The sequence below is a fragment of the Streptomyces sp. NPDC044033 genome (assembly GCF_056434425.1).
This window is the reverse complement of the sequence record NZ_JBWKFF010000007.1, coordinates 94,827-114,607: the sequence shown is the minus strand read 5'-3', so window position 1 is coordinate 114,607 and position 19,781 is coordinate 94,827. Positions and strand designations below refer to the sequence as shown.

Below are 19,781 nucleotides of genomic sequence, written 5' to 3'. Positions count from 1 at the left end.
ACACCACACCCCCCCCCCCCCCCCCCCCTCCCCCCCCCCCCCCCCCCCTCTCCCTCCCCCCCCCCCCCCCCCCCCCCCCCCCCCCCCCCCCCCCCCCCCCCCCCCCGCTCACGCCGAAGCGCAGTGGGGGCAGATCCCGCGGTAGGTGACCTCGACGGCGGAGACCTCGAAGCCGAAGCGCTGTTCGGAGGGGAGGTCCGCCAGCGGGTCGCCCGAGGGGTGCACGTCCCGGATCGTGCCGCAGCGCGCGCACACCAGGTGCTGGTGCGCGTGGTGCGCGTTCGGGTCGTACCGCTTGGCGCGGCCGTCCGTGCTGACCTCCATGATCTCGCCCAGCGACACGAGCTCGCCGAGCGTGTTGTACACGGTCGCGCGGGAGATCTCGGGCAGCCGGTCGGCCGCCTTCGCATGCACCTCGTCGGCGGTGTAGTGCACGTGGTCCCCGTTGAGGACCTCGGCGACGACGCGTCGCTGCGCGGTCAGTCGCCAGCCGCGTCCCCGGAGTCGTTCCAGCAGGTCACTCATGCCAATCACCTATCAGTCAGATAAGGACCAGGGTAGCAGCGGGTCGATCCACGACCGGAATCCGTATGACTTTTCAGTTCTTCTTGACTTAGACAATGTCCAATGTAGGATCGATTTCGGTTGAGGCCAAGGTGCGGCTGAGGCCAAGGGACAGGACATGAATCAGGAGGCACACGTGTCGGTTCAGAGCGAGACCACCGGACCGCTGACCACAGAGGCCGGCGCGCCGGTCTCGGACAACCAGAACAGCGAGACCGCTGGCATCGGCGGGCCGGTCCTGATCCAGGACCAGTCGCTGCTGGAGAAGCTCGCGCACTTCAACCGGGAGCGCATCCCGGAGCGCATCGTGCACGCCCGCGGCGGCGGTGCGTACGGCACCTTCACGCTGACCCGCGACGTGTCGCAGTGGACCCGCGCGAAGTTCCTCTCCGAGGTCGGCAAGCAGACCGAGACCTTCCTGCGCTTCTCCACCGTCGCCGGCAACCTCGGCTCGGCGGACGCGGTGCGCGACCCGCGCGGCTTCGCGCTGAAGTTCTACACCGAGGACGGCAACTACGACCTCGTCGGCAACAACACCCCGGTGTTCTTCATCAAGGACGCCATCAAGTTCCCCGACTTCATCCACACCCAGAAGCGCGACCCGTACACGGGCTCGCAGGAGGCGGACAACGTCTGGGACTTCTGGGGGCTGAGCCCGGAATCCACCCACCAGGTGACCTGGCTGTTCGGCGACCGCGGCATCCCCGCCTCCTTCCGCCACATGAACGGCTATGGCTCGCACACCTACCAGTGGAACAACGCGGCCGGCGAGACCTTCTGGGTCAAGTACCACTTCAAGACCGACCAGGGCATCAAGAACCTGACGGCCGCCGACGCCGCGAAGCTCGCCGGTGAGGACGCGGACAGCCACCAGCGCGACCTGCGTACGTCCATCGAGAACGGCGACTTCCCGTCCTGGACCGTGCAGGTGCAGATCATGCCGGCGGACGAGGCGGCCAACTACCGCTTCAACCCGTTCGACCTGACCAAGATCTGGCCGCACGAGGACTACCCGCCGATCGAGATCGGCAAGTTGGAGCTCAACCGCAACCCCGAGAACATCTTCGCCGAGGTCGAGCAGTCGGTCTTCTCGCCGGCGCACTTCGTGCCGGGCATCGGCCCGTCCCCCGACAAGATGCTCCAGGGCCGCCTCTTCGCCTACGGGGACGCCCACCGCTACCGCGTCGGCATCAACGCCGACCACCTGCCGGTGAACCGCCCGCACGCCGCGGAGGCCCGTACGTACAGCCGCGACGGCTACGCGTACGACGGCCGGCACGGCGCCGCCAAGAACTACGAGCCCAACAGCTTCGGCGGCCCCAAGCAGACCGACCAGGCGCTGTGGCAGTCCAACGCCGTCACCGGCCGGACCGGGCAGACGGCCGCCCCCTCGCACGCCGAGGACAACGACTTCGTGCAGGCGGGCAACCTCTACCGGCTGATGTCGGAGGACGAGAAGGGGCGCCTGATCGACAACCTGGCGGGCTTCATCTCGCAGGTGTCGCGCGATGACATCGCCGAGCGCGCCATCGACAACTTCCGCCAGGCGGACCCCGAGTTCGGCAAGCGGCTGGAGACCGCCGTCCAGGCCCTGCGCGGCTGACGGACGCTTGTCGGGAAACCGGAGAGGCCGGACGCCATGGGGCTCCGGCCTCTCCGCGCGCCGTGACGCGGGTACGGGCGCGCGTACGGACGAGGGGGCCGCGTACGGGCTCAGACCGGGACCGGATCCGCGGTCGCCGGGGCCACGGCCCAGCAGCGGATGATGTCGCGGACCGACACCAGCCCCACCGGCCCGTTCTCGTCGAGGACGATCAGATGCCGGAATCCGCCGTGCGACATCGCGTACGCGGCCTCCTCCAGCGTCCACTCCGGGCCGGCGAAGACGACATCGGCGGTGGTGTGGGTGTGGGCGGTCTCGCGGTCCGGGTCCTGGCCGGCGCCGACGGCGTTGAGCACGTCCCGCTCGGTGAGGATGCCGAGGCCGCTGGTGTCGGGGTCCAGGACCACCGCCGCGCCCACCCGGCGGGCGGACATCAGCTGGGCCGCCTGGCGTAGCGTGTGCGCGGGGCCGATGGTGAGGACCACCGTGCTCATGGCGTCGCGGACGAGCATGGGCGGAGCCACCTCCTTGGTGAACGGATCCGCTCCGTGAGGGGATTCACAAGTTCACAAGCGTGGGGGCTCTCATAGTCACACGCCGGGGACGGCTACAACAAGGGGAGCGTCAGGGGCGCAGATAATTCAGCAGGTCGTCATGGAGGAGCCCGTTGGAAGCGGCGGCGTCACCGCTGTGCGGACCCGGGCGCCCGTCGAGCCCCGTGAAGCGCCCGCCGGCCTCCTCGACGATGACCGCGTTCGCGGCCATGTCCCACAGCGACAGCTCCGGCTCCGCGCAGATGTCCACCGACCCCTCGGCGACCATCATGTACGGCCAGAAGTCGCCGTAGCCGCGGGTGCGCCAGCAGTCGCCCGCCAGCCGCAGGAAGCCCGGCAGCATCCCCCGCTCCTCCCAGCCCGAGAGCGAGGAGTACGCGAACGAGGCGTCCTTGACCTGCTCCACCCGCGATGCCCGCAGCCGCGAGGCCGACAGCAGACTGCGGCCGGTGAACGCGCCCGAGTCCTTCGCCGCCCACCACCGGCGGCCCAGCGCCGGCGCCGACACCAGGCCCACGACGGGCCGGTAGCCGCCCTCGCCCTGGACCATCAGCGAGATCAGCGTCGCCCAGACCGGCACGCCGCGCACATAGTTCTTGGTCCCGTCGATGGGATCGATCACCCAGCGGCGCGGGCCGGTGCCCTCGCTGCCGTACTCCTCGCCGAGGACCGCGTCGCGCGGCCGCGCCCGCTGGAGATGACCGCGGATCAGCTCCTCGGCCGACTTGTCGGCCTCGCTCACCGGCGTCATGTCCGGTTTCGTCTCGACCTTCAGGTCGAGCGCCTTGAACCGGTCCATGGTCACCGCGTCGGCGGCGTCCGCGAGGACATGGGCGAGACGCAGATCATCGTGGTAGTCGGGCATAGCCGGAACACTACCCGCGTCCCCGCCTGTTGCCCGCTAAGTCCCTTGACACCGCCTGGCGGCGAGTCAATTCTGTGCCCACAGCCGCCGGGTGAGCAGCCCGGCCGGGGAGGCGACGATGCCTACAGCGCGTGAAGCCTTATTGGACGCAGCTTTCTCCGCACTCGTCTCCCGGCCGTGGGCCGGGGTCAGGATGGTCGATGTCGCTGCGGCCTCGGGGGTCTCCCGGCAGACCCTCTACAACGAGTTCGGCAGCAAGGACGGCCTGGCGCGCGCCCTGGTGCGGCGCGAGGCCGACGCCTATCTCGGCGGCGTGTCGCGGGCCCTCGCGGACACCGCGGCCCGCGACGGCGCGGACGCGGGGGACTGCTGCGCCGCCGTGACCGTCTGGACCCTCCGCGCGGCCCGCGTGAATCCGCTGGTACGGGCCGCTCTCACCGGCTGCCGCGGCGAGCGGCTGCCCGCCGTGGCGACGCCCGCCACCCAGGCCCGTACGGTGTGGCGCGCCGCGCCGGGGCCGGAGCTGGAGCGCGGCGCCGTGCCCCCGCCCCGGGTGCTCGCCGAACTGGTCCGGGACCGGGCCGTCGGCGCGCTGGAGGAGGGCGCGGTCAAGGGCGCGGCGACGGTCGGCGAGGCGGTACGGGCCTGCGAGGCGGCGGTCCGTATGACGATCTCGTATGTGATCGCCCCGGCGGAACCGGGCGACCCGGCGGCTTCCGGCGACGGCGCGCAGGCCGCGGCGGCGCCGGGCGAGACGGCCGCGGACCGGGCCGCCGCCGAGCATGTGGCCCGCCTGGTCCGCGCGCTCCTCGGCCACGACTGGTGAGGCTCCGGCGGGCCCTGCCGCGTCAGTGCGCCGACCCCGAGAGCTGGAGGCCGATGACGCCCAGGATCACGAACCCGATCGAGACGAGCTTCAGAGTGGAGACCAGGTCGCCGAGGAAGATCATGCCGTAGATGGCGGTGCCCGCCGCGCCGATGCCCGTCCACACGGCGTACGCCGGGCCGACGTCGAGCTTGCGCAGCGACAGCGTCAGCAGGCCGAAGCTGCCCAGCGCGAAGCAGGCGAACGCGACGGTGGGCCAGAGCCGGGTGAATCCGTGCGAGAGCTTGAGGCAGACGGCGAAGCCGGTTTCCAGCAGACCGGCGACCACGACCAGCAGCCACGCCATCAGTTCTTCCTCCCGCGTCGGTTTCCGCGTCCGCGACCGCTCCGTCGGCGCCGGTGCGCTGACACCGCCGCCGTGCGCGGTCATTCGCAAACGTAGACGATCAGTCGCCTTCCCGCCGCTCCCGCGTCGCGAGCAGTCGTCGCAAGGAGTAGAGCCGGGCCGGGGACGCGTGCCCGTCGGCCACCCACTGGTCGAGCGCGCACTCCGGCTCGTCGTGGCCGCACGCGCGCGGGCACCCCTCGGTGCCCGGCAGCAGATCCGGGAAGGCCAGCACGACCCGCGCGGGGTCCACGTGGTGCAGTCCGAAGGACCGTACGCCCGGGGTGTCGATCAGCCAGCCGCCGCTGTCCGGCAGCGGCAGGGCGAGGGCGGACGTCGTGGTGTGCCGGCCGCGCCCGGTGACCGCGTTGACCAGGCCGGTGGCCCGTTGGCGGTCCTTCGCGACCAGGGCGTTGACCAGCGTCGTCTTGCCGACCCCGGAGTGGCCGACGAACGCGGTCGTACGGTCCGCGAGCCGCTCCCGCACCCGGTCCGCGGCGGCGCCGTCGGCCAGCTGCTCGCGGCTGGTGACGACGTACCGGACGCCGAGCGCCCCGTACGACTCCAGCAGCGTGTCGGCGGGCGCCAGGTCCGACTTGGTGAGCACGAGCAGCGGTTCGAGCCCGGCGTCGTAGGCGGCCACCAGACAGCGGTCGATGAGGCGGGGGCGAGGCTCCGGGTCGGCCAGCGCGGTGACGATCGCGAGCTGGTCGGCGTTGGCGACGACGACCCGCTCGAAGGGGTCGTCGTCATCGGCCGTACGGCGCAGTACGGACGTACGCTCCTCGACCCGTACGATCCGGGCGAGCGTGTCCTTGGCCCCGCTGAGGTCGCCCACCACCGCGACCCGGTCGCCGACGACCACGCCCTTGCGGCCCAGCTCGCGGGCCTTCATCGCGTGGACGGCGCGGTCCTCGACGAGGACGGTGAGCCGGCCGCGGTCGACCGTGAGGACGAACCCCTCGGCGGCGTCCTCGTGCTTGGGGCGGATATTGGTACGGGGGCGGTTGCCCTTGCGGTTGGGGCGGACGCGGATGTCGTCCTCGTCGGGGTTCTTGCCGTAGCGGCGCATCGCGGTGGTCTCTCAGGCCCTCGACACCGTCGCGGCCCCGGTCACCGAGCCGAGCATCCCGGTCCACATCTCGGGGAAGTCGGGGAGCGTCTTGGCGGTCGTCGCCACGTTCTCGACCTGGACCCCGTCGACGGCGAGGCCGAGGACGGCGGCGGCGGTGGCCAGCCGGTGGTCGTCGTAGGTGCGGAAGACGCCGCCGTGCAGCGCGCGCGGGCGGATGCGCAGCCCGTCGGCGGTCTCGGTGACATCGCCGCCGAGCCCGTTGATCTCCTTGACGAGCGCCGCCAGCCGGTCCGTCTCGTGCAGCCGCAGATGGGCGACGCCGCGCAGGACGGACTCGGAGTCGGCGAGGGCCGCGACGGCCGCGATGCCCGGGGTCAGCTCGCCGACCTCGCCGAGATCGATGTCGATGCCGTGGACGGAACCGGTGCCGGTGAAGGTCAGCCCCTCTTCGGTCAGCTCGCAGGAGCCGCCCATGGCGGTGAAGATCTCGCGCAGCGCGTCGCCGGGCTGGGTGGTGCGCTCCGGCCAGTCGGGGATGGCGACCCGGCCGCCGGTGACCAGCGCCGCGGCCAGGAAGGGCTGGGCGTTGGAGAGGTCGGGCTCGACGGTCAGGTCGCGGCCGAGCAGGGCGCTGGGGGAGACCCGCCACATGTCGCGCTCGCCGCCGGACTCCGGGGTGTCCACCCGCGCGCCCGCCATCCGCAGCATGTCCACGGTCATCCGGATGTGCGGCATCGAGGGCAGCGTGCCGCCCACGTGGCGCACCTCCACGCCCTGGTTGAAGCGCGGCGCGGAGAGCAGCAGGGCGCTCACGAACTGGGAGGACGAGGAGGCGTCGATGCGCACCGGGCCGCCGTCCAGGGCGCCGCCGCCGTGCACGGTCATCGGGAGCGCGCCGCGGCCGTCGTCGTCGATGCGGGCGCCGAGCGTGCGCAGCGCGTCGATCACGCCGCCCAGCGGGCGCTCGTACGACCGGGGGTCGCCGTCGAAGCGGATCGGGCCGCCGGCGAGGGCCGCGACCGGCGGCAGGAAGCGCATCACGGTGCCGGCGTTGCCGACGTCGACGGTGGCCGGGCCGTGCAGCCCGGCGGGGATCACCCGCCATGCCTCGCCGCTGCCGTCCGGGCCCACCCCCTCCTCGATGCCGACGCCCATCGTGCGCAGCGCCTCGGCCATCAGCAGGGTGTCGCGGGAGCGCAGCGGGCGGCGCAGCCAGCCCGGCTCGGCGGCCAGGGCGGCCAGCACGAGCGCGCGGTTGGTGACCGATTTCGAACCGGGCACGGTGACGGTCGCGTCGACGGCCCCGGTGGCGAGCGGGGCGGGCCAGAGGGCGGGGTGCGCGGGGCTCTCGGTCATGTCTTTACCTTAGTGGCTCCCCGGGAGGGAGAAACTTGATCAAATATGTCGAAACTTGGGCGAAACGTGCGGCTGGTAAAGGGGCCATCGCTGCGGAAGCGGTCACAGCCCGAGCAGCCAGCGGCCTCCGCCGATCAGTGAGCACAGCGATACGACGTGGAACAGCGACAGCCACAGCAGCGGCGGTACGTGCGTGAGCCTGGCCAGCTGGTCCGCGTCGGAGTCCGGCGCCCCGCCGTAACGGCGCTTGCGCTGCAGCTCGAAAGGCGGACGCACGCCGCCCAGCAACAGGAACCAGACGACCCCGTACGCGAACGCCGCCTGCACGTCCGGCCCCGTCAGCCACGACACCAGCACGAAGGCCGCCCCGGCGAGCACCACCGTCAGCACGCCGTACGCGTTGCGGATCATCACCAGCATCGCCAGGAGCAGCACGGTCGCGCCCCACAGCAGGGCCGTGGTGTGGTCCGCGGCCAGCAGCCAGGCTCCGGCCAGTCCCAGCAGGGACGGCGCGGTGTAGCCGGCGGCGGCGGTAAGGATCATGCCGAGGCCGGTCGGCTTGCCGCGGCTCACGGTGAGCCCGGAGGTGTCCGAGTGCAGCCGTATGCCGTCCAGGCGGCGGCCGCTGAGCAGCGCTATGAGGCCGTGGCCGCCCTCGTGCGCGATGGTGATCGCGTTACGGGTCAGCAGCCACACCGGCCGCGGGGCCACGGCCGCGAGCGCGACGGCCGCGGTGATGATCACCAGCCACGAGGAGGGGGCCGGCTGCGTGCCGAAGACGCGGTCCCACAGGTCGGTGGTTTGCGTACTGTCCATACGGGGGCGGCTCCTTGGTCGGTCGTGGAAGTGTGGCACCCGGCCGTGCCGGGCGAGGAGGCGGCGTCTGTCAGGGTTGGACGTGAGCCGTAGGCGGGTCGGCCGTGAGCGGGCAGGTGGATCGGACGGGCGCGGTGGTCCGGGGCGGGGCACCGGCAGGGCAGTCAGGGAGTGGGTATGTGCGGGCGGTACGCGGCCAGTCGGCGGCCGGAGGATCTCGTCGAAACCTTCGACGTGGAGAAGTGGGACTCGACGGAGACGCTGGCTCCCGACTGGAACGTCGCGCCGACGATGAGCGTGTACGCGGTGCTCGAACGCCCTCTCAAAGACGCCGGAGACCCGCGTCCGGTTCGCCAGCTCCGGCCGCTGCGCTGGGGACTCGTGCCGTCGTGGGCCAAGTCGCCCGAGGTGGGCGTCAAAATGATCAACGCGCGGGCGGAGACGGTGCACGAGAAGCCGTCGTTCCGGCGGGCCTTCGCCGCTCGCCGCTGCCTGATACCGGCCGACGGCTACTACGAGTGGGTCACCGAGGCCGCGGAGCGGCAGCTGGAGGAGCAGGGGCGCAAGAAGCGGCCGCGAAAGCAGCCGTACTTCGTGACGCCGGCCGACGGGTCGGTCATGGCGATGGCGGGGCTGTACGAGTTCTGGCGCGACGCCACACTGCCGCCCGACCACCCGCGGGCGTGGTGGGCGACGTGCTCGGTGATCACCACCGAGGCGGAGACGACGCCGCTGGCGGGGGCCGGGGGAGGGGAGGGGCCGCAGTCGCTGGCGGACATCCACCCCCGTATGCCGCTCGCCCTTCCGGCGGACCGGTGGGACGCGTGGCTGGATCCGGCGCGTACGGAACCGGACGAACTGCGGCCGCTGCTGGCCCCGCCGCCGGCGGGCGGGGTACGGGCGTACCCGGTGGGCGGCGCGGTGAGCAACGTCCGCAACAACGGCCCGGAACTTCTGTCGGAACTGGCGGCTCCGGAAGCCGGCACGCTGTTCTGACCGCTGACCGCTGACCGCTGACCGCTGACCGCTGACCGCTGACCGCTGACCGCTGACCGCCGCCCTCCGCTCCCGCCGGTGCCGTCTCACCGCCCGTCGGGTGGGGTCAGCGCGTCGCTGTAGAGGCGGAAGAGCCGCGGCAGCGACGTGGGGGTGTCCTCCGTGTCGGGGAGGGTCCGCAGGGTGCTCCAGCATTCCCGCGCGAGGTGGCGGGCGTGGCTGCCGGGCCATGGCTGGGGCAGCAGTTCCGGCGGCAGGAGCGGATCGGGGTCCATGGCGCGGGCGAATTCCGCGGCGAGTTCCACGGCGAGGGTGAGCCGCGCGGTCCCGGACAGGGGCTCTTCCCCCGACAGCCGGGAGGCGCTGGTACGGGCGAAGGCGGCGAGGCGTTCGTGCCGGGCGGCGATCTCGTCCAGCGGCCAGATGGCGGCCGCCAGCCGGCGGGGGTCGTCGATCTCACCGACGCGCAGGTCGGTGCTGGTGAGGAAGGTGACGGTGTCGAGTACGCCGAGGTGCCGGGCCCGGGCCTCGACCAACTCGGCGATGGGGTTGGCGCAGACGTACAGCCCGCCCTGCACCGGGGCCGCCCCCAGGTGGAGCAGGGTCTCCCGCAGAGCGTCGCGAGCGGTGCGGCGGGCCTCGGGGATGGCGAAGGCGAACAGGTGCCAGGTGCCGTCCCAGGGGGCGAGCCCGCGGTCCTGGCAGTAGGCGTAGCGGAGGTGGTCGGCGTCGGGGGCGATGGCGCCGGTGTCATCGGCCACGGCCCGCAGGACGGCCTTGCGCCCCCGGCCTTCCCGCGTGAACCCGCCCTCGGTGACGAGGCGTTTTACGCACAGCCGGACCTGCTGGTCGGTCATGCCGAGGAGGCCGGCGACGGCGTAGAGCTCACCGGCGTCGACGGTCCCGTCCTCGCGGACGAGGGCGTGCACCAGCAGCCGTGTCGGGATCTCCGGACGCTCCGCTTCCGGCTCCGGACTGTGGCTGTGCTTCATCGGGGGATTCCTCCGTTCGGGGCGGCTCGGTACCACTGGGCTTGCCGCCCTTGTGCTGTGGGAGGTCCATTGTCTGCCGGTGTCGGGGTTCTGCCCTCAATCGCCGGGCGGGCTGGGTCGGTGCGGCTTGGGGTTGGCCGGGCTTATGGGCGGCCTCAAGCGTCGGCCGGGCTGGGGTGGCCGGGCTCGGGCATGGCCTCAAGCGCCGGCCGGGCTGGGTGGTGCGGCCCGGCCCGGACGGGCGGCCGGGGGCGGCCGCTTGCCGGGGCGTGCGGCCCGCCCCGACCGGGCGGGCTGGGTCGGTGCGGCTCGGGGGTGGCCGGGCTTGCGGGTGGCCTCAAGTGTCGGCCGGGCTGGGGTGGCCGGGCTCGGGCATGGCCTCAAGCGCCGGGCGGGCTGGGTGGTGCGGCCCGGCCCGGGCGGCTGGGGCGGCCGCTTGCCGGGGCGTGCGGCGATCGCCCAGACCGTACGGCCCGGGCTCGGCCGACCGCCTTCGTCCGCCGGGCGACTGGACTCTACTGACAGCGGTTCGGCCAGTGATCGGACCCGCGGAACCGCCGGTCGGGGAGACCGGAGCCACGACACGGACCCGGCACACCCGGTCGCTCCGGCCCGCCCGGCGCTTGCGGGCAAGATGATCGGGTGACCGAGACCGAGACAGTCCCCACACCCGTAGGCGAAGCCCGCGTCACCTGGGCCAAGGCCCGTGAGCCCGCCCTCGTCCTGGCCCTCGGCCACGGCGCGGGCGGCGGCATCGAAGCGCGCGATCTGCAAGCGCTGGCAGCCGCGCTGCCGGCGCACGGCGTCAGTGTCGCCCTCGTGGAGCAGCCCTGGCGCGTGGCCGGGAGGAAGGTCGCCCCCGCCCCCAAGACGCTCGACGCCGCCTGGACCGCGCTGTGGCCCGTACTCGCCGCGGCCGGGCCGCCCGTCGTGGCGGGCGGGCGGAGCGCCGGGGCGCGGGTCGCGTGCCGCACGGCGCGGGAGCTCGGCGCCGTCGCCGTGCTGGCGCTGTCGTTTCCGCTGCACCCGCCCGGCAAGCCGGAGAAGTCGCGGGCGCCGGAGCTGGCCGCCGCCGGGCCGCTGCCGACGCTCGTCGTGCAGGGCGAGCGCGACCCGTTCGGGCGGCCGGAGGAGTTCCCGGAGGGCACCGGCATCGTGGCGGTGCCCTCCGGCGACCACGGGTTCGCCGTGCCCAAGCGGGCCGACGTCACCCAGGAGGAGGCGCTGGAGGTGCTCACGGACTCTGTCGCGACGTGGTTGGACGGGCCCGTACGTGCATCCGCTCGCCCTGCCGCCCGAAAAGGCTGAGCACTTCCACCGACCCGTTCCCCGCGGCCCCGAACCAGTGCGGCAGCCGGGTGTCGAACTCGGCGACCTCCCCGGACCGCAGCTCGATGTCCTGGTCGGCGAGGAGCAGCCGCAGCCGGCCGGAGAGCACGTAGAGCCACTCGTACCCCTCGTGCGTCCGCGGGTCCGGTGCGGCGTCGGACGGGTCGATGACCATCTTGAACGCCTGGAGCCCGCCCGGCTGCCGGGTCAGCGGCACGAACGTCATCCCCTCCACCCGGCGCGGCGCGGCCCGTACCCGCGGATCGCCGACCTCCGGCGCGCCCACCAGCTCGTCCAGCGGCACCTGGAAGACGCGCGAGAGCGGCAGCAGCAGCTCCAGCGAGGCGCGCCGGCCGCCGGACTCCAGCCGGGAGAGGGTGGAGACCGAGATCCCGGTCTCCTGCGACAGCTCGGCCAGCGTGACACCGCGTTCCTGGCGTACGCGCCGCAGCCGCGGGCCGACATCCGCCAGTACCTCTTCGTAGCCGCTCATCCCCTCATTGCAGGAACGGCAAGCAAGTTTGTCAATCGGGTCCGCCGCCTCAGCCCCGCGGGGCCACTGGGAATGAGGGGCGGGGGACTGCTGTTGTGCCAGGCGTAGGTACGTACAGGCACGCTCAGAGGAATGGGGACTTCCCGCATGGGTTCGATCGCATGCCCGTCACGCCCGCAGGCCGCCGAGGTCCAGTGGTCGACGCTGCGGGTGGACCAGCCCGGCATGGCTGGAGCGGCGGCCGGACCGGATCGTCGTCTATTCTCCGATTCGAGCGGGTCCGCATCCGGTCCCGCCACCGTCTTGGAGGAGGTGGGTCCGGTCACAGGGACCGACGCAGGGACCGATGACGGCCAGGCGCGGGAGCCCGCGACGCCCGCGGAGAGCGCTCTGGAGCGGAACGCGCGCTTCGAGCGGGACGCTCTCACTTTCCTCGACCAGATGTACTCCGCGGCGCTGCGCATGACGCGCAACCCCGCGGACGCCGAGGACCTGGTGCAGGAGACGTATGCCAAGGCGTACGCGTCCTTCCACCAGTTCCGGGACGGCACGAACCTCAAAGCCTGGCTGTACCGCATCCTCACCAACACCTTCATCAACTCCTACCGCAAGAAGCAGCGCGAGCCGCTGCGCAGCGGCTCGGAGGAGATCGAGGACTGGCAGCTGGCGCGCGCCGAGTCGCACATGTCGACCGGGCTGCGCTCCGCCGAGTCGCAGGCGCTCGACCACCTGCCGGACTCCGACGTGAAGGCCGCCCTCCAGGCGATCCCCGAGGAGTTCCGGATAGCGGTCTATCTCGCGGACGTCGAGGGCTTTGCGTACAAGGAGATCGCCGACATCATGGGGACACCCATCGGCACGGTGATGTCGCGCCTGCACCGTGGGCGCCGCCAACTGCGCGGCATGCTGGAGGACTATGCCCGTGAGCGCGGGCTCGTCCCGGCAGGAGCCGCGACCGCTTCGAACGCGTCGGACGAGTCGCACGACGGGAAAGGCTCGGACTCATGAGCTGCGGAGAGCCGCACGAGACGGATTGCTCAGAGGTCCTGAAGCATCTCTACGAGTTCCTCGACCATGAGATGCCGGACGGCGAATGCGTCAAGTTCGAAGTGCACATAGATGAGTGCTCGCCCTGCCTGGAGAAGTACGGCCTGGAGCAGGCGGTGAAGAAGCTCGTCAAGCGCTGCTGCGGCCACGACGACGTGCCGGCGGACCTCCGGGCCAAGGTGATGGGGCGGATCGAGCTGATCCGTTCCGGTCAGTCCGTGCCGGACATGGACGTGGTGGCAGAAGCGAGGGCCGCCGAGGCCCAGGCCGCTGAAGCCCGGGCGGCCGAAGCCCGGGCGGCCAAGGCCGACGCCGAGTCCCGGCTGGGGCTCCAGCCTCCGGGGCTGTCCGCTACCTGACCCTGCCCCCGGCTGTCACCACATAGCCGAACTTTTCACCTGAAGGTGTGCTTCGGCGTGATTGGCTCCGGCCAATTCGCGGATGCGGCCCCTCGCCGCGGCGCCCCGGCCTATTCTCCCCATCTCGACGCGCAAGGCCGACGGGACGGGGAGGGCACCATGCGCACACTTCCGGCCACGGCCCGCGCGTACATCCTGTGCGCCGTGCTCGCCGCCGCTGTCTGCGCGGCCCCGGCGCTGCGGGCCGGCCGCGATGCGCCCTGGACCACGGTCCTCGCGCTCGCCACGCTCTACGCCCTGTGCGAGCAGCTCGCCCGCCGCCCTCCGGCGGGCCGCCGCGCCCTCACCGGCACCGGCGCCTTCTTCCCCGTGCTGCTGGCAGCGGCCTTCCTGCTGCCGCCGCCCCTCGCCGGGCTCGTCGCCGTGCCCGGCGCCCTCGCCGGGCCCGTCGAACGGAGCCCGGCCCGCGTACGGCGGCTCTGGCACGCCGCCCGGCTCTCGCTCGCCGCCCACGCCGCCTCCCACGTCTTCGCCCTCGGCGCCCACCGCACGATCTCCGCGCCCGACTTCCCGTACGTCCTGCTGCCCGCCGCGGCCGCCGCCCTGGCCTTCTCCACCGTCTCCGCCGCCCTCGACGGCGGCATCCTGGTCGCCGCCGAACGCAGTTCCCCGCGCACCGCCTGGCGCGCCCCGCTGCTCGCCTCGCTCGCCCCGCACCTGGTGCACGGGCTGGCCGGGCTGATGATGGCGGTCCTCTGGCACTCCGCGTACGGGCCGGTGGCCGCCCTGCTCGTGCTGCTGCCGATGCACATCTCCTGCTGGGTCTTCGCCCAGTACCACCGCGAGCGCGCCGCCCACCAGGCCACCATCCGGGCCCTGGTGCAGGCCGTCGACATCAAGGACCGGTACACGCGCGGCCACAGCGAGCGCGTCGGCCGCGCCTCCGTGCTGATCGCCCGCGAACTGGGCATGGACGGCGACCGCCTCGAAGCACTGCGCTTCGCGGGCATCCTGCACGACGTCGGCAAACTTGGCGTCCCCACCCGGCTGTTGCGCAAGGACGGGCCGCTCACCCCGCAGGAGCGGCGCGTCATCGAACTGCACCCCGAGTACGGGCACGAGATGGTGCGCGGCATCGGCTTCCTCGACGAGGCCCGCGCGGCGATCCTCCACCACCACGAGCGGCTCGACGGGAGCGGCTACCCCTACGGGCTGAGCGGCCGTCATATCCCGCTGTTCGCGCGGGTGGTGGCCGTCGCGGACGCCTTCGACGCGATGACGTCGACCCGTACGTACCGCCGCGGCAGGCCCGTACCGGCGGCCGTCGAGGAGCTGCGGCGCTGCGCCGGAACGCAGTTCGACCCCCTCATGGTCGGCGCCCTCACGCGCGCCCTCGACCGCCACGGCTGGCATCCGGCGGCCACCGCCGACGGCCTCGGGAGCACCTCCGACGACCCCAGCGGAAACGTCTCTTCAGGGGCCTCGCCGACCGTTCGCCGCGTCGGCGCGCCCCGCCCCGCCGACGGTTCGCCCGAACGGCCGCCCTCGGGGCCGAGGGGTGGCGCCCGGTGAACCGGGAGCGCGCGCCCCGCCCGTACGCGGCGCCATACGCCCCGTACGCCCCCCAAGTCGTCACCGTCCTGTACTGCGCCGCGGGCTCGCTCGCCGTCGTCTCCCTCGCCGGTACGTTCTGGAACGGCATCACCGGCCCCCAAGTCGCACTCGCCTTCGGCACGTTGATCGCCATCGGCGAACTCGCCCGGAACGGCGCCCGGCAGGGCGTCGGGGACCGCGAACCCGCGCCGCTCGCCGCCGCCGGCGCGCTCGCCTACGCGCTGCTCGGCGAGACCGACCGCCACCCCACCTCGCACGGCGCCCTCCAAGTCCTCGCCGTCGTCCTCGCCGCCACCCTCATCGGCACCGCGCCCCGCCTGGCGGCCGGCCGCGGCCCGGCCCTGGACCACCTCGTACGCCGCCTGCTGACCGTCGGGTTCGCCGCCACCTGCTTCCAACCTCTCTACAACACGGGCACCTTGACCCGGTGGCCCGGCCACGGCCCGTACTACGCCCTCTTCCTGCTGCTCCTGCTCGCCCTCACGGCGCTGTGCGACGCCGTGCTCTCCGCCGCCCTCGCCCGCGCCCGCACCGGCTGGCCGTACGGGCCGCTGCTCCGCGACGAACTGCGCGGACTGCTCGGCGTCGGCTCCGCGATCTGCGCGACCGGCGTGGTCATCGCGCTCGCCGTCGCCGTCGCCGGGCTGTGGGCGCTGCCCGTCTTCTGCGTGCCCCTGCTGCTGACGCAGTTCTCCCTGCGCCGCCACGGCACCGTACGGGCCACGTACGCGCAGACCATCGCCTCCCTCGCCCGCTGCACCGAGGTCGCCGGCTATACGCCCGTAGGCCACGCCCGCCGCGTCGCGGCGCTCGGCCGGGCCGTCGGCCGTGAGCTGGGGCTGTCCGAGCCGGAGCTGACCGTGCTGGAGTACGCGGCCCTGATGCACGACATCGGGCAGCTGTCCCTGGTCGACCCGGTGCCCGCCGGGGCCACCGAGCCGCTGCCGCCCGCCGAACAGCGCCGGATCGCTCTGCTGGGCGGCGCCGTGGTGCGGCAGACCGGGGTGCTCGAAGAGGTCGCCGCGGTGGTGGAACGGCAGGCGGATCCGTACCGCGATCAACCGGTCACCGCCCGTATCGTCCGCACCGTCAACGCGTACGACGACCTCGTCGGCCGCTTCGCGGACGACGGCCCGCACGGCCCGCTGCGCGCCCTGGAGCGGCTGCGCCTGGCCACCGCGCAGGACTACGCGCCCGCGGTCGTGGAGGCCCTGGCACGCGTTCTGGCGCGCGGCGACGGCATCCGGTAAGGGGCCGGGGAAGATCAACGGAACCCATGGGTAATGAGCGCCCGCCCGAAGGGGCATGGTTGGATGCGAAGACAGGGGTGTCGGACGCATCGCATATGGCAAGAAGGTGTGATGGGTCCCCTCCTCGAACGGGAACAGAGGGGCCGGGCTGAGATGTCCGTCAATGTGTGGCAGGTTGTCGTCAGGGAGGACGTCGCCGCCCGCTGTGGCAGCTGGGCGCGGGACCATGGAGCAACCGGCAGGCGGGAATCGTGAGGATCTTCGGCAAGGTACGGCATCGGCCTTCCGCCTCGTGGCGGCAGGCGACCGACCGCGCGTTCACGCTCATCGGCGATGGCCGGTACGAGGACGCGGGCGCGCTGCTGACGCGCGCCGCCGACATGGAGCCGTGGCTCTCGGAGTCCTGGTTCAACCTGGCGCTGCTGCACAAGTTCCGGCACGACTGGGACCAGGCGCGCGCCGCCGGACTGCGGGCCGTAGCCCTCCTGGACCGCGAGGCCGGGGCCCCCGACTGGTGGAACGTCGGCATCGCCGCCACCGCCCTCCAGGACTGGCCGCTGGCCCGCCGGGCCTGGCAGGCGTACGGGCTCCGGGTGCCCAGCCTGGGCGCCCCGTCGGGCGAACCGCTCGGCATGGAGCTGGGCAGCGCCGCCGTGCGGCTCTCGCCGGAGGGCGAGGCCGAGGTCGTCTGGGGCCGCCGCCTGGACCCGGCCCGCATCGAGGTGCTGTCCATCCCGCTGCCGTCCTCCGGGCGGCGCTGGGGCGAGGTCGTGCTGCACGACGGCGTACCGCACGGCGAGCGCAGCACCGCCGCGGGCCCCACCTACCCCGTCTTCGACGAGATCGAGCTGTGGGCCCCCTCGCCCGTGCCCACCTGGGTGGTCCTCCTGGAGGCCGCCACGGAGGCCGACCGGGACGCCCTGGAGCGGCTCGCGGCCGATGCCGGGTTCGCGGCCGAGGACTGGTCCTCCTCCGTGCGCCTGCTGTGCCGTACGTGCTCCGAGAGCCGGATGCCCAGCGACGAGGGCGAGGGCGAGCACCTGGACCCGCACGACCACAGCGAACCCGGCCACCCCGGCCCGCTGGGCCACCGCACGGCCGGTTCCGGCTCGCTGTGGGTGCCCGAGCGCGAGTGCGGCATCGCGGCGCCCTCCGGGCTCGTACGGGGGCTGCTCGACGGCTGGGTCGCCGACAGCCCCGACTCGCGCGAGTGGCGGGACCTGGAAGAGGTCTGCTGACCCCTCCCGCGGCCCCGTACCCTGTATCAGCAGCATTTCGGGCTGCTGATTTGTACGTGGGTTTTCCAGAGAGGCGTGCGGCGAACATGGCGCAGCAAGACACTGAGCGGCAGTCGGTCGACGAGTTCTTCGACGACACGGTGGACGCCGAGGAGCGCGAGACGGCGCACCGCGAGCGCGGGACGTCCCGGCCGATCACCGTCGTGGGCAATCCGGTGCTGCACAAGGAGTGCAAGGACGTCACCGAGTTCGGCGACGAGCTCGCCCAGCTCATCGACGACATGTTCGCGAGCCAGCGCACCGCCGAGGGCGTCGGCCTCGCCGCGAACCAGGTCGGCGTCGACCTCAAGGTCTTCGTCTACGACTGCCCCGACGACGAGGGCGTCCGCCACGTGGGCGCGGTCTGCAATCCGGTCCTCGACGAGCTGCCGGCCGCCGAGCGCGTCCTCGACGACTCCAACGAGGGCTGCCTGTCGGTCCCCACGGCGTACGTGTCCCTGGCCCGCCCCGACTACGCGGTCGTCCGCGGCCAGGACGCCCAGGGCAACCCCATCGTCCTCCAGGGCACCGGCTACTTCGCCCGCTGCCTCCAGCACGAGACCGACCACCTCTACGGCTACCTCTACATCGACCGCCTCTCCAAGCGCGACCGCAAGGACGCCCTGCGGCAGATGGAAGAGGGCACGCCGCGGTATCCGGTGGTGGAGAACGGCTGAGTTCTTCCACCGCCGAACTCGTTCTTCGCGGGGAGTGGATTGGCCGAGCGGCGGGCCTGATTCAGCCGTATATGGCCGCTCATGGCAGGCGCAGTGCTCGTAGGACGGCGTCGTGGGTGTGGTGCGTGCCGGCGGGGGCCGGGGTGGTGCGGGGGCGGGTTTCGTTGATCAGGATGTTCCACGTGGGGCCGAGGAGTTGGGCGATGTCGTCGGGCTGGTAGAAGTCGGCGGCGTCGAAGTCCCCGCTCCGATGCGCGATCAGGTCCGAGAGGACGTGGGCCGCGAAGACCAGGGTGCCGCCGGGCGCGACGGCCTCCAGCAGGCCGCGCAGCGCCGCGTGATCCGGCTCGCGGCGCAGCGGGAAGTAGTGGATGGACACCAGGTCGAAGGCGCGCGCCGGGGGTGGGGTGGTGGTGAGGTCGTCCCGCGCCCATGCCACGCGGCCGCTGACGTCGGCGGCAGCGGCGGCGGCCCGGCGCAGGGCGGTCTCGGAGACGTCGACCGCGGTGACCCGCCAGCCCCGCCGGGCCAGCCAGAGCGCGTCGGCGCCTTCGCCGCACCCGACGTCGAGCGCCTGGCCCGGTGACAGGTCGCCGGCCTCGGCGACGAGCACTGCGTTGGGGTCGCCGCTGAACATCTGGTCGCGGCTGCGGTACATGTCGTCCCAGTGCTGGGCGTCCATGGCGGTCGGTCCTCTCGTCGGTTGTGCGGCGGCCGTCGCCAGGGGGGTGACCACCGCCGACGCCAAGGTGCACTGGTTTCGGCGGCGTGGCAAAGTTCTTTGCGGAAACCGCAAAACGCGGGCACGGTGGACGTGTGAGCGGTGACGTCGGTGCGGTACCTACCCCGAGCCGCGCTCGGGCGAGGGTTGCCAGTGGCTGTACGTCCTGCGCGGTCGTCTGTGCACGGTGCTCGGCGACGAGGACTTCGTCCTCACCGAGGGCCAAGCCGTCGAATTCGATAGGCACCTGCGGCAGGCACTGGTTCGGCGACGCCGACGGGTACCCCGTGGAATTCCTCAGCATCCTCGGGCCCCAGGGCGAACGCGTCCACATCAGGGCCCGCTACCGGCCTGACGAGTCGCGGCCGTTTTGACGTCGGTATGACGCCCAACCCTGCGGCTAGGCGGCAGTCTTATACGTGCTGCCGTTGGCATCGAGTTCGAACCAGAGCATCTTGCCGCGTTTGCCGAAGAGTTCGTCGCCGAGCAGATAGCTTCCCCACCTGTCGGCGCACATCTGTACAAGCAACAGCCCGCGTCCGCCCTCCCCTTCTCGGTCGTAGTCCCGCGGCGGAGCGGCCCGTTCGTGGAACGTCGTCGGAATGTCGGGGTTCGTATCCCACACACTCACCCGCAGCCGTTCGTCCTCCAGGCCGGTGCCGTGCAGCCGCAGGGAAGCCGGTCCGTCGGAGTGCAGGTAGGCGTTGGTGGTGAGTTCGCTGGTCAACAGCTCTGCGACGTCGACGAGTTCGCTTATGGCGTGTCGGAACAGCACGGCTCGCAGGGTGGTCCGCGCCACGCCGGCTGCGCGCGGGTCGTGGGGGAGATCGAGGGTGTACGTCCAGGGCTGCTGTGAAGATACGGTTGCCATGGAGCCTCCTGATGGGAGGTGGAGTTGGAGCCGGTTCGACTGCGTGGCGCTGGCAGTTGAAGGGGCGAGTCAGGCCACACCGTAGCGCCCGATATGTAAGGTATTCCATCA

21 protein-coding genes and 1 pseudogene are annotated in these 19,781 nt (G+C 72.6%); 11 read left to right on the top strand and 11 right to left on the bottom strand.

Annotated features, from left to right (window positions below):
• Positions 1-108 precede the first annotated feature (108 nt).
• Entirely contained in the window at positions 109-525 is a 417-nt protein-coding gene (locus AC07AB_RS15050) for a Fur family transcriptional regulator (RefSeq protein ID WP_478565752.1), read from the bottom strand.
• A gap of 157 nt (positions 526-682) precedes the next feature.
• Between AC07AB_RS15050 and AC07AB_RS15045 the strand changes: the two genes are divergently transcribed.
• Positions 683-2,167 carry a catalase gene (locus AC07AB_RS15045; RefSeq protein ID WP_478565750.1) on the top strand — a complete coding sequence of 495 codons (1,485 nt, stop codon included), beginning with the start codon at positions 683-685 and terminating at the stop codon, positions 2,165-2,167.
• Positions 2,168-2,277: 110 nt separating this feature from the next.
• On the opposite strand, the gene AC07AB_RS15040 is transcribed toward AC07AB_RS15045, so the two are convergent.
• On the bottom strand, positions 2,278-2,679 hold the full coding sequence (locus AC07AB_RS15040) for a CBS domain-containing protein (RefSeq protein WP_478565746.1): 402 nt from the start codon (positions 2,677-2,679) through the stop codon (positions 2,278-2,280).
• Positions 2,680-2,791: 112 nt separating this feature from the next.
• On the bottom strand, positions 2,792-3,586 hold the full coding sequence (hisN, locus tag AC07AB_RS15035) for a histidinol-phosphatase (protein WP_478565743.1): 795 nt from the start codon (positions 3,584-3,586) through the stop codon (positions 2,792-2,794).
• A gap of 118 nt (positions 3,587-3,704) precedes the next feature.
• Between hisN and AC07AB_RS15030 the strand changes: the two genes are divergently transcribed.
• A complete protein-coding gene (locus AC07AB_RS15030) occupies positions 3,705-4,412 on the top strand; it encodes a TetR/AcrR family transcriptional regulator (RefSeq protein WP_478565740.1) in 708 nt (235 codons plus the stop codon).
• 22 nt (positions 4,413-4,434) lie between these two features.
• Here AC07AB_RS15030 and AC07AB_RS15025 read toward each other — a convergent pair whose 3' ends face one another.
• From AC07AB_RS15025 to AC07AB_RS15010, 4 genes are all read right to left on the bottom strand, one after another.
• Positions 4,435-4,758, bottom strand: a complete 324-nt coding sequence (locus tag AC07AB_RS15025) for a DMT family transporter (RefSeq protein ID WP_478565737.1) — start codon at positions 4,756-4,758, stop codon at positions 4,435-4,437.
• 100 nt (positions 4,759-4,858) lie between these two features.
• Positions 4,859-5,869: a ribosome small subunit-dependent GTPase A gene (rsgA, locus tag AC07AB_RS15020; RefSeq protein ID WP_478565734.1), complete on the bottom strand. Its 1,011-nt coding sequence runs from the start codon at positions 5,867-5,869 to the stop codon at positions 4,859-4,861.
• A gap of 12 nt (positions 5,870-5,881) precedes the next feature.
• Positions 5,882-7,228, bottom strand: coding sequence for a 3-phosphoshikimate 1-carboxyvinyltransferase (gene aroA / locus AC07AB_RS15015; protein ID WP_478565731.1), 1,347 nt, complete (start codon positions 7,226-7,228; stop codon positions 5,882-5,884).
• A 102-nt stretch (positions 7,229-7,330) separates the two neighbouring features.
• Positions 7,331-8,044: a M50 family metallopeptidase gene (locus tag AC07AB_RS15010; RefSeq protein ID WP_478565728.1), complete on the bottom strand. Its 714-nt coding sequence runs from the start codon at positions 8,042-8,044 to the stop codon at positions 7,331-7,333.
• Between the two features lie 177 nt (positions 8,045-8,221).
• On the opposite strand from AC07AB_RS15010, the gene AC07AB_RS15005 reads away from it, so the two are divergent.
• Entirely contained in the window at positions 8,222-9,040 is an 819-nt protein-coding gene (locus AC07AB_RS15005) for an SOS response-associated peptidase (protein WP_478565725.1), read from the top strand.
• A gap of 86 nt (positions 9,041-9,126) precedes the next feature.
• On the opposite strand, the gene AC07AB_RS15000 is transcribed toward AC07AB_RS15005, so the two are convergent.
• The gene (locus AC07AB_RS15000) at positions 9,127-10,032 is read right to left on the bottom strand and encodes a PaaX family transcriptional regulator C-terminal domain-containing protein (protein WP_478565722.1); all 906 of its coding nucleotides are present in this window, start codon (positions 10,030-10,032) and stop codon (positions 9,127-9,129) included.
• 642 nt (positions 10,033-10,674) lie between these two features.
• On the opposite strand from AC07AB_RS15000, the gene AC07AB_RS14995 reads away from it, so the two are divergent.
• The gene (locus AC07AB_RS14995; RefSeq protein ID WP_478565719.1) at positions 10,675-11,340 is read left to right on the top strand and encodes an alpha/beta hydrolase family protein; all 666 of its coding nucleotides are present in this window, start codon (positions 10,675-10,677) and stop codon (positions 11,338-11,340) included.
• On the opposite strand, the gene AC07AB_RS14990 is transcribed toward AC07AB_RS14995, so the two are convergent.
• The gene (locus AC07AB_RS14990; protein WP_478565716.1) at positions 11,267-11,854 is read right to left on the bottom strand and encodes a helix-turn-helix domain-containing protein; all 588 of its coding nucleotides are present in this window, start codon (positions 11,852-11,854) and stop codon (positions 11,267-11,269) included. The genes AC07AB_RS14995 and AC07AB_RS14990 overlap by 74 nt on opposite strands.
• Before the next feature lie 312 nt (positions 11,855-12,166).
• Between AC07AB_RS14990 and AC07AB_RS14985 the strand changes: the two genes are divergently transcribed.
• The 6 genes from AC07AB_RS14985 to def all read left to right on the top strand — a co-directional run bounded on the left by AC07AB_RS14985 (position 12,167) and on the right by def (position 18,078).
• Complete coding sequence (locus tag AC07AB_RS14985) at positions 12,167-12,862, top strand: sigma-70 family RNA polymerase sigma factor (RefSeq protein ID WP_030878583.1); 696 nt, start codon at positions 12,167-12,169, stop codon at positions 12,860-12,862.
• On the top strand, positions 12,859-13,260 hold the full coding sequence (rsrA, locus tag AC07AB_RS14980) for a mycothiol system anti-sigma-R factor (RefSeq protein ID WP_478565713.1): 402 nt from the start codon (positions 12,859-12,861) through the stop codon (positions 13,258-13,260). Before AC07AB_RS14985 ends, rsrA begins: the two co-directional genes overlap by 4 nt.
• Before the next feature lie 159 nt (positions 13,261-13,419).
• The gene (locus AC07AB_RS14975) at positions 13,420-14,832 is read left to right on the top strand and encodes an HD-GYP domain-containing protein (protein WP_478565710.1); all 1,413 of its coding nucleotides are present in this window, start codon (positions 13,420-13,422) and stop codon (positions 14,830-14,832) included.
• A 68-nt stretch (positions 14,833-14,900) separates the two neighbouring features.
• The gene (locus AC07AB_RS14970) at positions 14,901-16,124 is read left to right on the top strand and encodes an HD-GYP domain-containing protein (protein WP_478566300.1); all 1,224 of its coding nucleotides are present in this window, start codon (positions 14,901-14,903) and stop codon (positions 16,122-16,124) included.
• 251 nt (positions 16,125-16,375) lie between these two features.
• The gene (locus AC07AB_RS14965; RefSeq protein WP_478565707.1) at positions 16,376-17,362 is read left to right on the top strand and encodes a tetratricopeptide repeat protein; all 987 of its coding nucleotides are present in this window, start codon (positions 16,376-16,378) and stop codon (positions 17,360-17,362) included.
• Positions 17,363-17,448: 86 nt separating this feature from the next.
• Positions 17,449-18,078, top strand: a complete 630-nt coding sequence (gene def / locus AC07AB_RS14960) for a peptide deformylase (protein WP_478565704.1) — start codon at positions 17,449-17,451, stop codon at positions 18,076-18,078.
• Positions 18,079-18,157: 79 nt separating this feature from the next.
• Here def and AC07AB_RS14955 read toward each other — a convergent pair whose 3' ends face one another.
• On the bottom strand, positions 18,158-18,760 hold the full coding sequence (locus AC07AB_RS14955) for a class I SAM-dependent methyltransferase (RefSeq protein WP_478565701.1): 603 nt from the start codon (positions 18,758-18,760) through the stop codon (positions 18,158-18,160).
• A gap of 163 nt (positions 18,761-18,923) precedes the next feature.
• Here AC07AB_RS14955 and AC07AB_RS14950 point away from each other — a divergent pair.
• A pseudogene (locus AC07AB_RS14950) lies at positions 18,924-19,173 on the top strand (cupin domain-containing protein); the annotation flags it as partial.
• A gap of 26 nt (positions 19,174-19,199) precedes the next feature.
• Here the strand turns inward: AC07AB_RS14950 and AC07AB_RS14945 are convergent.
• Positions 19,200-19,670 carry an ATP-binding protein gene (locus AC07AB_RS14945; RefSeq protein ID WP_478565698.1) on the bottom strand — a complete coding sequence of 157 codons (471 nt, stop codon included), beginning with the start codon at positions 19,668-19,670 and terminating at the stop codon, positions 19,200-19,202.
• Positions 19,671-19,781: the final 111 nt, after the last annotated feature.